10 protein-coding genes are annotated in these 13,506 nt (G+C 62.6%); 3 read left to right on the top strand and 7 right to left on the bottom strand.

The window, feature by feature from the left end; translation table 11 throughout:
* Window positions 1-70 precede the first annotated feature (70 nt).
* A complete protein-coding gene (locus AB1286_RS07700; RefSeq protein ID WP_430362699.1) occupies window positions 71-1,195 on the bottom strand; it encodes an NAD(P)-dependent oxidoreductase in 1,125 nt (374 codons plus the stop codon).
* Window positions 1,196-1,698: 503 nt separating this feature from the next.
* On the opposite strand from AB1286_RS07700, the gene AB1286_RS07695 reads away from it, so the two are divergent.
* Window positions 1,699-3,552: a cell wall anchor protein gene (locus tag AB1286_RS07695; RefSeq protein WP_430362698.1), complete on the top strand. Its 1,854-nt coding sequence runs from the start codon at window positions 1,699-1,701 to the stop codon at window positions 3,550-3,552.
* Between the two features lie 142 nt (window positions 3,553-3,694).
* Here the strand turns inward: AB1286_RS07695 and cspD are convergent, their stop codons facing one another.
* Entirely contained in the window at window positions 3,695-3,901 is a 207-nt protein-coding gene (cspD, locus tag AB1286_RS07690) for a cold shock domain-containing protein CspD (protein WP_007586257.1), read from the bottom strand.
* 583 nt (window positions 3,902-4,484) lie between these two features.
* Between cspD and clpS the strand changes: the two genes are divergently transcribed.
* Window positions 4,485-4,799, top strand: a complete 315-nt coding sequence (clpS, locus tag AB1286_RS07685) for an ATP-dependent Clp protease adapter ClpS (protein WP_102648748.1) — start codon at window positions 4,485-4,487, stop codon at window positions 4,797-4,799.
* The gene (gene clpA, locus AB1286_RS07680) at window positions 4,796-7,093 is read left to right on the top strand and encodes an ATP-dependent Clp protease ATP-binding subunit ClpA (protein WP_430362697.1); all 2,298 of its coding nucleotides are present in this window, start codon (window positions 4,796-4,798) and stop codon (window positions 7,091-7,093) included. Before clpS ends, clpA begins: the two co-directional genes overlap by 4 nt.
* A 94-nt stretch (window positions 7,094-7,187) precedes the next feature.
* On the opposite strand, the gene dut is transcribed toward clpA, so the two are convergent.
* The 5 genes from dut to AB1286_RS07655 all read right to left on the bottom strand — a co-directional run bounded on the left by dut (window position 7,188) and on the right by AB1286_RS07655 (window position 13,476).
* Entirely contained in the window at window positions 7,188-7,634 is a 447-nt protein-coding gene (dut, locus tag AB1286_RS07675) for a dUTP diphosphatase (RefSeq protein ID WP_430362696.1), read from the bottom strand.
* Between the two features lie 57 nt (window positions 7,635-7,691).
* On the bottom strand, window positions 7,692-8,906 hold the full coding sequence (coaBC, locus tag AB1286_RS07670; protein ID WP_430362695.1) for a bifunctional phosphopantothenoylcysteine decarboxylase/phosphopantothenate--cysteine ligase CoaBC: 1,215 nt from the start codon (window positions 8,904-8,906) through the stop codon (window positions 7,692-7,694).
* A gap of 70 nt (window positions 8,907-8,976) precedes the next feature.
* Complete coding sequence (lspA, locus tag AB1286_RS07665; protein WP_430362694.1) at window positions 8,977-9,483, bottom strand: signal peptidase II; 507 nt, start codon at window positions 9,481-9,483, stop codon at window positions 8,977-8,979.
* Window positions 9,483-12,320, bottom strand: coding sequence for an isoleucine--tRNA ligase (gene ileS / locus AB1286_RS07660; protein ID WP_430362693.1), 2,838 nt, complete (start codon window positions 12,318-12,320; stop codon window positions 9,483-9,485). Before ileS ends, lspA begins: the two co-directional genes overlap by 1 nt.
* Window positions 12,321-12,420: 100 nt before the next feature.
* Entirely contained in the window at window positions 12,421-13,476 is a 1,056-nt protein-coding gene (locus tag AB1286_RS07655) for a bifunctional riboflavin kinase/FAD synthetase (RefSeq protein WP_430365014.1), read from the bottom strand.
* Between the last annotated feature and the right edge of the window lie 30 nt (window positions 13,477-13,506).

Raw genomic sequence — 13,506 nt, 5'->3', positions numbered from 1 at the left:
GCATTCGGTTTGGACGGAAGCAGCCGACGTCGTCATCAAGCCGGCGCAAACGTCGATCTGCAACGGCGCGTTACGTGTTACTTGGTGCGCCTGATGGAAGTCGGGCTCCCGGATTGGCGAGCGTGACATTGGTTTGACCGTTTAGAATCGCCGCGATATTTTCGACCGCCCCAAGGGCGGCAGCCCGAATCGCGCTGCGCGTCGTCCCAGCGATATGCGGGCTTAGTAGTGCGTTCTCGATACCGATCAAGGGCGATGCGAATTGCGCTTTTTCCTTGGCGAAGGTGTCGATCGCTGCGCCCGCGAGCGGCCCATTCGGATCGGATAGGACTTTCGATAGCGCCAGTTCATCAACTAGCTCTCCGCGCGCCGTATTGATGAGCACCGCACCGCGTTTCATCCGCTTTAGCTGCGGCATGCCGATCATATGCCGCGTCGCTTTGGTCAGCGGGGCGTGCAACGAAACGACGTCAGCGTCGGCGAGCAGTGCATCGAGTGATTGCATATGCTCGATTCCAACCGCGCGAGCTTCTTCGGGCGTAAATCGCTCCGAACCCAAACCAATGACGCGCATCCCCAGCAACCGAGTCTTCTCGGCAAAACGGCGTGCAATGTTTCCGACGCCGATGAGTCCCAGCGTGAGCTCAGACAGTTCGGGCGCGACAGGTCCGGCATTCGATTTCGCCCAGATGCCGTCCTGGCTAGCGGCGTTGTAGGCGATGATGCGCCTTGTGAGAGCGAGCATCTGGCAAAGGGCGAACTCAGCCACCGCATCGGCGTTCGAGCCGGGTGTATTGGTCACGGCGACCCGTTCGCGTGTTGCCGATTCGATATCGATATGGTCGACGCCTACCCCGGCTTGAGCGATCACCGATAGGCGGCGTTGCAAAGCCGGCGCCACGCCGCCTTCGATGATGGACCTGTCGATCGGTACATTGATCCGGGTTTTCAGTGCCTCATGACCGATCCCATCGCGAGTGAGTGCGGCGAGCACCGAGGCGGGGGCAAAGCCGTCGAAATCGTCGTATGAGAGCTGTCCGGCATAGCGCTGACGGACGGCATCGCGCTCCGGTACGTTCCTTAGATTCAGCGTCACGTCGATACCACGCTCCAAAAAGGCGTCCAGCTCCTCGAACAGCAGCGGAGCGGGTGCGGCATCGATCACCAGGGCGCGTGGTCGGAGGGGAGGGATCATTGGTCATTCTCGAGCGGCGCGTCGACGATTAGGCTTGCGTCGAGTGGGCGGATACGCGGATCGACGAAATAACCGCCCGTTTCCGTGTAACGGAGAAACAGACGGCCGCATAGACGACACGCACAAACAGTGCAGCGAGTATAGGCGGCGCGGCGCTTCCGGTCTGAACCTTGTACCGTAAAAAAGGTGGCGATGGACGGCACACCTTTCAGGCTTAGATAGGCCGCGGCCTTTCTTAACGTGCCTTTCTATTTCATTTTGCCTTCTGATAAATATTCAAGACAAATGCGCCGAAAGACGTTAACGTCTTTCGGCGGCACTCCGAGTGACTGACCGTGCCGATTAAAAACCGAGACTGAAAACAAAGGGCAAATAAATTGAAAACAATTTGTAAAGCCGGGGCTGCGAAGTTCAGCTTGTGCGCATCGTTGATTGCGGTGCTAGCAGCGTGCGGCGGCGGTGGGGGCGGGGACACGACGTCGAGTTCTTCGGGGACCTCGACGGTGGCAGCTTCATCGATGAGCGGGACGGTCGCGATCGGCAATGCGCTTAGCGGGTCCCTCGTCGCGGTGATGGATGCAACCGGCAAAACCGTATCGACGACGAGCGACAGCACGGGCGCGTATACGATTCAACTCGCCGGCTTGACCTCGCCGCTGTTGATCACGGCGTCCGACACAAGCGGCGCCAGCTCGACTCTGTACTCGATCGTGACAAGCACGACGACGACCGGTGCGACGTCGATCACGGCCAACGTGACGACGCTGACGACGGCGGTAGCCGCCGAGTTGACCGATACCGGCAATCCGGGGGATCTGGCCTCGAGCACGGCGCTCAGTGCCGTGTCGCCGTCGGCGGTCAACGCCGCCGTGACGCAACTTAATACGTCGCTTGCGCCGATTTTGGCTCAGTACAACCTCTCGCCGGCGACGTTCGATCCGATCGGCGGCAAATTCACGGCCGACCAAACTGGCGCGGACGCCGTGATCGATTCGGTCGAGATCGCGCCGTCGACCAGCGGCACCGGCTTGCAATTGTCGAGCGTGGCCGATCCCAATACCGTGTTTCGTCTGAAGCGCAATAGCGGAACGCCGCCGACGCTGACCGCACCCGCACAAAAGGCCGATTATCTGGCCTCCCTCGTTCAGTCGCTCGGACAGTGCATTGCGAAAAACACGGCCGCCTGCGCGACCGCGATAGACGCCGGTTATTTGAACGACGGCTATCACTCGATGCAGACCCGTCACGGCGGTCTGTTCAGCGCTAAAAGCTTGATCGGCGTCAAAACGATCGCATTCTTGCAGCCTTCGACGCTTTCGGCGATCGGCAATCAAGCCGCACTCGTTTATTTCCTCTACGTCGGTGCGAACGGCGCGCCGACATTCGCCAGCGATATCGTGCAGAAACTGCCGAGCGGTGCCTGGGACATCATCGGCAATCAGGAACAGTTCGATGTCTATATCGCGTCGTTTGTCGGCCGAAAGCAGTTCACCGACACAGCCGATGCCAATAACGGCCGCTTCGAATCGGGGATCGACATCCAGATTCCGCAAGCGCTCGTGGTGAACGGAACGACGACGAACGTCGGTTCCGCATTGGTGCAAGGCCCGGGGATCAGCGGCAACGGCCTGTATATGCTCAATACGGCATCGGGCCTCGGCAACTCGGCGTTCGACCTGACGATTCCGACGACGGCGCTGACGGCGCCCTGGACCGGCTGCGGAACCTGTGCTCAGTCCAACGGCACGACCTCGTCCTACAAGTGGGACTGGGTTTCGCTCTCGGGCGGCACAAGTGCTTTCGCGCCGAACGGTTTGGCCGACTACGCGCCGCAGCCGATCAACGTCGCGTCGCTGCCGCAGCACGGGATCTATACGGTCACGCTGTTCGATACGACGGGCACCCGTATCGGACAACCGACCCAGGTCATGAACATTGCCCCGAACGTCGCGGCGGCTGCGGGCGCGCTCGTGCCTTGGCAGACGCTCGGCAGCGACGTGATCGCCAACTTCCTGACGCCGGGCGGCTCGGCAGCCACGTCGGCTCAGGCTTCCGTCGCACTGGATTGGACTGCTCCGGCGCTGATGGCGCAATGGGCGAAGCCGACCTTCGGCGTGTCGATCGGCGCGGTGACGGCGGCAACGGCAACCGCGCCGCAAGAGGCGTACTATAACAACAATTACCTCACGTTGCCGACGCCGAATGCTTCAGGTTCGTATTCGGAAGTCTTCGCTCCGTCGATCCAAGGCCGCAGCGCCACGACCGAAGGATTGAATGCCGAAGTTTCGCGTTTCGTGAAGCTCGGCTGGCAAGCCGACGGCGTGTACTACAGCAATATGTGGGTTTATAAGAACTAATCGGGTTATTACACGCGACATGCGCCGACGTTTGAAAACATTTCGATCGTCGGCGCAAACCAAGCGAGTCAGGCGCACGTTCGCGTAAATAAAAAAACCCGGCCGAAGCCGGGTTTTCGTAGGCGCTGCTGTCGAATCAGTCTTAAGCTGCGGACTGAATGTTCGACGCTTGCTTGCCCTTCGGTCCTTGCACGACCTCGAAGCTCACCTTCTGACCTTCCTTGAGCGTTTTGAAACCGTTCATCTGGATGGCCGAGAAATGCGCAAACAGATCCTCACCGCCTTCATCGGGCGTGATGAATCCGAAGCCTTTCGCGTCATTGAACCATTTGACCGTACCAGTTGCCATACCAACTTCCCCTGTAACTCATGTCCCACGAGCACGCTCGAAAAGCTCGACAGCCGCATTACGCGACCGCCCCCTCCGCACTAGCTCACCTCGGCATTTTTTTTTCGTGTCCCACTTCTTGGCTAGCTGAAAAAAAGTGCCAGCTTGATTGTTGGATCTCTTTAACCAGGTGTCAAGTGAATTTTGAGATGTTTACTGGAGCGTTGCGTCGAGTAAGCGGCTTCAGGGTTTCTCCCGCTTTCCTTTTGTGCGCTAGCGCAAGCGGTGGGGCTTGAAAAGTCGCATAATCGACTCAGATAGGCTCGGCGTGGCCTCGGGCCGTGGCGTGCAACCTGCTTCGATGCGGTGCCGGGAAAGTCGGCACGCTATGTGCGATACTCGAATCGGCCGCGACGCTCGGCCGCGCGCGAGAGAAGCGGCGGCGGGGCACGGCGAGGGCGCGGGGCGCGCACGATACGGGAGGTCCTCCGGTCGGTGCGCGGGCAGCGCGCGGGCCGCCGCTGGACGGTGGCCCGGTCCACCAACTGGTCGGTCGGGTTTTCGCGCAGATTGCGGGTCCGGCCGAGTTGTTTAGAATGGGTGTATGGCGATTATCCCGGACAAGCAGGATGGCACCGTACTGGAGCGGCAGGAAAAAGCGCTGAAACCGCCGTCCATGTACAAGGTTGTCCTGCTGAATGACGATTTCACGCCAATGGAATTTGTCGTGATGATCGTGCAGGAATATTTCAATAAAGATAGAGAGACCGCTACGCAGATCATGCTGAAGGTGCATCGCGAAGGGCGGGGGGTATGTGGGGTCTATACGCGGGATATCGCGGCGACCAAGGTCGAGCAAGTCGTTACCCACGCAAGGCAGGCAGGGCATCCGCTGCAATGCGTGATGGAGGAAGCATGATTGCCCAGGAACTGGAAGTCAGCCTGCACATGGCGTTCATGGAAGCACGCCAAGCGCGGCATGAGTTCATCACGGTCGAACATTTGTTGCTGGCATTGTTGGACAACCCGACAGCCGCCGAGGTGCTGAGGGCGTGCGCGGCGAACATAGAGGATTTGCGCCAGAACCTGCGCAACTTCATCCATGACAACACGCCCACGGTGCCCGGCACCGACGACGTCGACACGCAGCCCACACTCGGGTTCCAGCGTGTGATCCAACGCGCGATCATGCACGTGCAGTCCACCTCGAACGGCAAGAAGGAAGTGACGGGCGCGAACGTGCTCGTGGCGATCTTCGGCGAGAAGGACTCGCACGCGGTCTACTACCTGCAACAGCAGGGGGTGACGCGTTTGGACGTCGTGAACTTCATTTCGCACGGCATTGCGAAGACGAACGGCAGCGATGCCGCCAAAGCGGGCGATGCGAATGCGGAATCGGAAGACGCCGCGTCGCAAAAGGAAACGCCGCTCGCACAGTTCACGCAGAATCTGAATCAGATGGCCAAAGACGGCCGCATCGACCCGCTCATCGGGCGCGAGGCGGAAGTCGAGCGTGTCGTGCAAGTGCTCTGCCGCCGGCGCAAGAACAATCCGCTGCTCGTCGGCGAGGCCGGCGTCGGCAAGACGGCAATCGCCGAGGGTTTGGCCTGGCGCATCACGCGCGGCGAGGTGCCTGACATCCTGGCCGACGCACAGGTCTACTCGCTCGATATGGGGGCCTTGCTCGCGGGTACGAAATACCGCGGCGATTTCGAGCAGCGCCTGAAGACGGTGCTCAAGGAGCTGAAGGAGCGCCCCCACGCCATCTTGTTCATCGACGAAATCCATACGCTGATCGGCGCGGGCGCCGCGTCGGGCGGTACGCTCGATGCCTCGAATTTGCTCAAGCCGGCGCTCTCGTCGGGCACGCTCAAGTGCATCGGCGCGACGACCTTCACCGAGTATCGCGGCATCTTCGAAAAAGATGCGGCGCTCTCGCGTCGCTTCCAGAAGATCGACGTGACCGAACCGACCGTCGAGCAGACCGTCGCGATCCTGCGCGGACTCAAGTCACGCTTCGAAGAGCATCACGGCGTCAAATACTCGTCCGGTGCGCTCTCCGCCGCGGCGGAGCTGTCGGCGCGCTTCATCACCGACCGTCATCTGCCCGATAAGGCGATCGACGTAATCGACGAAGCGGGCGCGGCCCAGCGAATCCTGCCGAAGTCGAAGCAGAAGAAGACGATCGGCAAGGGCGAGATCGAGGAGATCATCTCCAAGATCGCACGCGTGCCGGCCCAAAGCGTGTCGCAGGACGATCGCAGCAAGCTGCAAACGCTCGATCGCGATCTGAAGGCGGTCGTGTTCGGCCAGGATCCGGCTATCGATGCGCTCTCGGCCGCGATCAAGATGGCGCGCGCGGGTCTCGGCAAGACGGATAAGCCGATCGGTGCGTTCCTCTTCTCGGGTCCGACGGGCGTCGGTAAGACCGAAGTCGCGCGTCAGCTCGCCTTCACGCTCGGCATCGAGTTGATCCGCTTCGATATGTCGGAGTATATGGAACGGCATGCCGTGAGCCGCTTGATCGGCGCGCCGCCGGGATACGTCGGGTTCGATCAAGGCGGGCTGCTGACCGAGGCCGTGACGAAGAAGCCGCACTGCGTGCTGCTGCTCGACGAGATCGAAAAAGCGCATCCGGATATCTTCAACGTGCTGCTTCAGGTCATGGACCACGGCACGCTGACGGATAACAACGGGCGCAAGGCCGACTTCCGTAACGTCATCATCATCATGACGACGAATGCGGGCGCGGAATCGATGCAGAAAGGTACGATCGGCTTCACGTCCCGTCGGGAAACGGGCGACGAAATGGCCGACATCAAGCGGATGTTCACGCCCGAGTTCCGTAACCGGCTCGATTCGGTCATCAGCTTCCGTTCGCTCGATGAGGAAATCATCATGCGCGTGGTCGACAAGTTCCTCATGCAGCTCGAAGATCAACTGCATGAGAAGAAGGTCGATGCGCTCTTCACCGATGCATTGCGTAAGCATTTGGCCAAGCACGGCTTCGACCCGCTGATGGGCGCACGTCCGATGCAGCGTCTGATCCAAGATACGATCCGTCGTGCGCTGGCGGACGAGCTGCTCTTCGGCAAGCTGATGAGCGGCGGGCGCGTGACGGTCGATGTCGACGAAAGCGACAAGGTGCAGCTCACGTTCGACGAAAACGCCGCGCCGCGCAATGCGAGCCCGGAAACCGTGGAAGTCGAGTAAGCGAAAGAAGGTTGGGCGAATCTGCTTCGCCCATGTAAAAACGGCGCTTCGATTTACGAAGCGCCGTTTTTGTTTGAACGCGGGCCGCGGCGAATCAGTGCTTGCCGGTGCTGCCGAAACCGCCCGTGCCGCGCTCGCTGGCCGCGAACTCATCGACGATATTGAATTGCGCTTGCACCACGGGAACGATGACGAGCTGCGCCAGGCGTTCCATCGGGTTCAGCGTGAAGTTCGTCTGCCCGCGATTCCAAGTCGACACCATCAACTCGCCCTGGTAGTCGGAATCGATCAAGCCGACGAGGTTGCCGAGCACGATACCGTGCTTATGACCGAGCCCCGAGCGCGGCAAGATCAACGCCGCGTGGCCGGGATCGCCGACGTGAATCGCAAGACCCGTGGGAACAAGCGCCGTTTGGCCTGGCTCGAGCGTCAAGGCGTGATCGAGGCAAGCACGCAGATCGAGGCCGGCGCTACCGGGCGTGGCGTAGGCGGGAAGGTAATCGCGCATCCGCGCGTCGAGAATCTTCAGGTCGAGTTTCATGAGTTCCGCAATAGGAGGCGAGCGGCCAAAGGGGGCCGCCTCGCCGTCAGGTCGTTCTTAGGAAATGAGGCTGGCGTCGGGCAGGCGCCGCGCGATCTCCTCGATCAGCACGCTCGCCAACGCGTCTTTATCGGCACGCGGCAAATGGGTCGCGCCCGAGGCATCGAACAGCACCACCTCGTTGTCGTTGCGACCGAACGTGGCTGGGCCGAGATTGCCGATCAGCAGCGGCACATGCTTCTTGATCCGCTTTTGCTCGCCGTTCGTTTCGAGATCGCCGCTCTCGGCCGCGAACCCGACACAAAACGGTGGGTTCGGTAGCCGCGCCACTGTGGCGAGGATGTCGGGATTTTCGACGAACGAGAGCGACGGCACGGTTTGCGTCGGGCTCTTTTTGATCTTGTGTTCGCTCACTTGCGCGACGCGCCAGTCGGCTACGGCGGCAACCGAAACGAGCACGTCGTAGTCGGCTACGGCCTGCATCACGGCGTCGTACATCTGCTGCGCCGTTTCGACGTCTTCTCGCTCCACGCCCCAAGGCGTCGATAGCGCAACCGGACCCGCAATCAGCCGCACGTCGGCACCGGCTTGCTGCGCGGCCCGCGCGAGCGCGAAGCCCATTTTGCCGCTCGAGCGGTTCGTCAGGCCGCGCACGGGATCGATCGCCTCGAACGTCGGACCGGCCGTGACGAGCATGCGCCGGCCCGCTAGCAGCTTCGGCCGGAAGAACGAGACGATCGCTTCGAAAGCCGCCTCGGGCTCGATCATGCGGCCTTCGCCGACTTCGCCGCAGGCCTGCGATCCCGCGTCGGGACCGAGGATGACGACGCCGTCCGCGCGCAGTTGCGCAACGTTCCGTTGCGTGGCGGGATTGCTCCACATCTGCCGATTCATGGCCGGCACGACAAGCAGCGGGCACTCTCGCGCAAGACAGAGGATCGACAGCAGATCGTCGGCGCGGCCCTGTGCGAGCTTCGCCAGAAAATCGGCCGAGGCCGGCGCGATGACGATCGCATCGGCCGCCCGCGACAGATCGATGTGCGGCATGTTGTTGTCGATGCGCGCATCCCATTGGCTCGTGAAGACGGGATGTCCCGATAACGCCTGCATGGTCACGGGCGTGATGAACTGCGTCGCCGCTTCGGTCATCGCCACCTGTACGGTCGCGCCGGCCTTCGTCATGAGCCGCGTGAGTTCGGCGATCTTGTAGCAGGCGATGCCGCCCGTCATGCCGAGCAGTACGCGCTTGCCTTCGAGTTCTGCGGTTGCCAACGTTGCCTCCGAATGCACTCGTAAGAGGGCGGGGCCGTCCGCCGCGAAGACGATACGGCCCGCGGCGGGGTCAGCGTGCGCCGCGCACGCGCCGCAGCTCGTCGAGTACGAGCAGCATCGCGCCGACGACGATCGCGCTGTCCGCCAAATTGAATGCGGGCCAATGCCAGCCACCCGCGTGGAAGTCGAGGAAGTCGATCACGCGGCCGTGCACGAGGCGGTCGATGACGTTACCGAGCGCGCCGCCCATGATCAGCGCGAGCGCCGTGCAAAACAGCCGCTGATTGCCGTGACGCTTGAGCAAATAGACGATCACGCACGCCGCCGCCACGCCGAGTGCCGTGAAGGCCCAGCGTTGCCAGCCGCTCGCCGACGACAAGAAGCTGAACGCGGCGCCGCGGTTGAAGATCAACAAGAAGTTGAAGAACGGCGTGACGACGTAAGGCGTGGCATAGGCGAACACTTTCGTCACGGCGATCTTCGTGAGCTGATCGAACAAAATGACGATCAGCGAAATGCCGAGCCACGGTGCGAGCGACGACGAGCCGCTCGTTTGCATCGAACGCGATTTCGCCATTATGCGGCGCTCCTTTTCTCGCCATCGCCGAACAGGTTGCTGAAGCATCGTCCACACAGCGTCGGATGATCGGCGTGGGCGCCGACATCGGCACGATAGTGCCAGCAGCGTTCGCACTTCAGGTACTTCGACGTCACGACGTCGACCCCTTCCTCGGCATCGGAGTCGACTTTAACGAGCGTCGCATCCGATGTGATGAAGACGAACTTCAAATCGTCGCCGAGGCTCGCGAGCGCATCGTAGGCGGCGCCCGTTGCACGAACGGTGACCTGCGCCTGTAGCGACGAGCCGATCCGATCGGTCGAGCGCGCTTCCTCGAGCGCCTTCATCACGTTGCCGCGCACGGCGCGCAGCACCGACCACTTCGAGAGCAGACCCTCGGCGGCCGGGACCTCGGGGTAGGCGTAGTACGTTTCCGTGAAGATCGTGTCGCTGCCCGGTTGGAAGACCTTCCAGGCTTCTTCCGCCGTGAACGAGAGGAACGGCGCCATCACGCGCAGCAAGCCCTGGGCGATGTGATAAAGCGCCGTTTGCGCGGAGCGGCGCGCGGGCGAATTCGCCGCGCTCGTGTAGAGGCGATCCTTGAGCACGTCGAGATAGAACCCGCCGAGATCTTCCGAGCAGAACGTCTGTAGCTTCGCCACCACGGGGTGGAATTCGTACTTCTCGTAATGCGCGAGGATGTCCTTTTGCAATTCGCCGGCGAGCGCTACGGCGTAACGGTCGATTTCCAACCAAGCGCCGACCGGCACCGCGTGTTGGGCGTAATCGAAGTCGGACAAGTTCGCGAGCAGGAAGCGCAGCGTGTTGCGGATACGGCGATAGCTTTCCGTCACGCGCTTGAGAATTTCCTCGGAGATCGCGAGTTCGCCCGAATAGTCGGTCGAGGCGATCCACAGGCGGATGATCTCGGCGCCGAGCCGGTTGGCCACGTCGTGCGGGTCGATGCCGTTGCCAAGCGACTTGCTCATCTTGCGGCCTTCGCCGTCGACGGTGAAGCCGTGCGTGAGCAGCGCGCGATAAGGCGCGCGGCCGTCGAGCATCGAGGCCGTCAAGAGCGACGAATGGAACCAGCCGCGGTGCTGATCGGAGCCTTCCAGGTAGAGGTCGGCCGGGAATTGCGAGACCGCTTTGTGCGAGCCGCGCAGCACATGCCAGTGCGTCGTGCCCGAATCGAACCAGACGTCGAGCGTGTCGCGATTCTTTTCGTAGAGGTTGGCGTCGTCGCCGAGCAACTCGCGTGCGTCGAGCGTTTGCCATGCCTCGATGCCGCCGGCCTCGACGCGTTGCGCGACGGCTTCGAGCAGCTCGAGCGTGCGGGGATGCAACTCGCCCGTTTCCTTGTGGACGAAGAACGCCATCGGCACGCCCCATTGGCGTTGCCGCGAGAGCGTCCAGTCGGGGCGGTTCGCGATCATGTTGAACAGGCGCTGCTTGCCCCACGACGGGTAGAACGCCGTCGCCTCGACGCCGGCCAACGCCGTTTCGCGCAGCGTCGCGCCGCCTTCCTTCGGCGTGAGATCCATACCCGCGAACCATTGCGAGGTCGCGCGGTAGATGATCGGCGTCTTGTGGCGCCAGCAGTGCATGTAGCTGTGCGGGTACTTTTCGGTGTGCAGCAGCGTCCCCGCTCCGGTGAGCGCCTCGACCACCTTGGGATTGGCTTCCCAGATCGTGAGCCCGCCGAACAGCGGCAGCGATTCGATGTAACGGCCGTCGCCCATCACGGGGCTGATGATGTCCGAATCGGCCATCCCGTGGGACTTGCACGATTCGAAGTCTTCCACGCCGTAGGCCGGCGACGAGTGCACGACACCCGTGCCCGAGTCGATCGTCACGTACTCGCCGAGGTACACGGGCGAGGTGCGCTTGTAGCCCGGGTGCGCCGACGAGAGCGGATGATGGAAGCGCAGATTGACGAGCTTCGCGCCCGGTGCCGTGGCGATTACGCTGCCCGACAGACCGAACTGCTTGAGCGAAGCGTCGACGCGTTCTTGTGCGAGCACGAGCAAGCCGCGCTCCGTGTCGACGAGTGCGTATTCGAGCTCCGGGTGCACGTTCAGGGCTTGGTTGGCCGGGATCGTCCACGGCGTGGTCGTCCAGATGACGATCCCGCCTTCGGCACGCGGCAGCGCCGAGAGGCCGAACGCTTGCGCCGTCTTTTCCGGCTCCGCGAACGGGAACATGACGCTGATCGAGGGGTCGACGCGGTCCTTGTACTCGACTTCGGCCTCGGCAAGCGCCGAGCCGCAGTCGAAGCACCAGTTCACGGGCTTGAGGCCTCGGAAGACGTAACCCTTCTCGAGAATCTTCGCGAGCGCGCGGATTTCGTTCGCCTCGTTCGAAAAGTTCATCGTCTTGTACGGGTTGTCCCAATCGCCGAGCACGCCCAGCCGTTTGAAGCCGGCCTTTTGCGTTTCGATTTGCTCGCCCGCGTAAGCGCGTGCTTTGCGCTGGACTTCCTCGGCCGGCAGCGACTTGCCGAACTTCTTCTCGATCTGGATTTCGATCGGCATGCCGTGGCAGTCCCAGCCGGGCACATACGGTGCGTCGAAGCCCGCCATGTTGCGCGACTTGACGATGATGTCTTTCAGGATCTTGTTGACCGCGTGCCCGAGGTGGATGTCGCCGTTGGCGTACGGGGGGCCGTCGTGCAGCACGAATAGCGGCCGGCCCTTGCTGGCCGCGCGGATCTTCTCGTAGATCCCTTGGTCTTGCCATGCCTTGACCCATTGCGGCTCGCGCTTGGGCAAGTCGCCGCGCATGGGGAACGGCGTGTCGAGCAGGTTGACCGGATACTTGGCCTGGGATTTCGAATCGGCTTTTTTGTCGCTCATGGTGCTATCGCTGAAAACGGTGGGCGCCCGAGCCGTGGGCGCTTCGGTATGGGGTCTGTCGTGTTGCTCGGCCGGCGCGGGCCGGCGTTCATGCGGGCGGTTAGCGAATTCGGTCGGTCGCCGATGTCGAAAACCCTGTCGTTCGGCTGCCCGGCGCGGCATCGGCGGCCGTTCCGGCGCCGCGCGAGGCCGGGGCCGAGTCCGCCGCGAAGTAGGCGCGCGCGACCGCCACGTCGTGAGCGATGGCCGCCGTCAGCGTTTCGAGGTCGGGGTACTTCTCCTCGTCGCGCAGCTTTTTCAAGAATTCGACGCGCACGAGTTTGCCATAGGCGTCGCCGTGCCAATCGAGTAAATGCACTTCGAGCAAAACGCGCCCCGAATCGTCGACGGTCGGGCGCAGCCCGAGGCTCGCGACGGCCGGCAGCGGCGCGTCCTCGATGCCGTGGACGCGTACGACGAAGATGCCGGCGAGTGCGGGGCGCTTGTGCGCGATCGGCAGGTTCAGCGTGGGAAAGCCGAGGTCGCGGCCGAGCTTGAGCCCGTGCGTGACGTGCCCGCTGATCGCGTAAGAGCGCCCGAGCGCAGCTCGCGCGGCATCGAGGTCGCCCGCGATGAGCGAGGCGCGCACGCCCGAGCTCGAAATGCGGGCGCCGCTCGTATCGGCGACGGTCGGCATTTGCTCGACCTCGAAGCCGTATTGCTCGCCAGCCGCCTTGAGCGAGTCGAAGTCGCCCGCGCGCTTGGCGCCATAACGGAAGTCGTCGCCGATCAGTACCCAGCGCGCGTGCAGGCCGTCGACCAAGATGCGTTTGACGAACGCCTCGGGCGATTGACTTGCGAACGTCTGGTTGAAATGCTCGACGACGACGCGATCGACGCCGTTCGTGCGTAGCGCTTCGAGCTTGTCGCGCAGCATCGCGATGCGCGGCGGTGCGCTGGCCGGATTGAAGAATTCGCGCGGGTGCGGCTCGAAGGTCATCACGCACACGGGCAGGCCGCGCGCGTGCGCCGCCTCGCTCACGCGGGCGAGCAGCGCCTGGTGGCCGCGGTGGACACCGTCGAAGTTACCGATCGTCAGCGCGCAGGGCGCGCGGCTTTCGGCGTTGGGAAGACCGCGGAAGACTTTCACGATAGCCGTTGGGGTGGGCGGCACGATGCCGCGAAGCCATTCATCGATGGGCGGGCG

This window comes from Trinickia sp. NRRL B-1857 (assembly GCF_050470685.1).
In the GTDB taxonomy this organism is placed as follows: domain Bacteria; phylum Pseudomonadota; class Gammaproteobacteria; order Burkholderiales; family Burkholderiaceae; genus Trinickia.
This window is presented reverse-complemented; position numbering and strand designations above follow the sequence as displayed.

Excerpts from the sequence above, each read along its gene's own strand:
- AB1286_RS07700 (WP_430362699.1), bottom strand. The coding sequence starts at position 1,195 with ATGATCCCTCCCCTCCGACCACGCGCCCTGGTGATCGATGCCGCACCC.
- cspD (WP_007586257.1), bottom strand. The coding sequence starts at position 3,901 with ATGGCAACTGGTACGGTCAAATGGTTCAATGACGCGAAAGGCTTCGGA.
- clpS (WP_102648748.1), top strand. The coding sequence starts at position 4,485 with ATGGCGATTATCCCGGACAAGCAGGATGGCACCGTACTGGAGCGGCAG.
- clpA (WP_430362697.1), top strand. The coding sequence starts at position 4,796 with ATGATTGCCCAGGAACTGGAAGTCAGCCTGCACATGGCGTTCATGGAA.
- dut (WP_430362696.1), bottom strand. The coding sequence starts at position 7,634 with ATGAAACTCGACCTGAAGATTCTCGACGCGCGGATGCGCGATTACCTT.
- lspA (WP_430362694.1), bottom strand. The coding sequence starts at position 9,483 with ATGGCGAAATCGCGTTCGATGCAAACGAGCGGCTCGTCGTCGCTCGCA.
- ileS (WP_430362693.1), bottom strand. The coding sequence starts at position 12,320 with ATGAGCGACAAAAAAGCCGATTCGAAATCCCAGGCCAAGTATCCGGTC.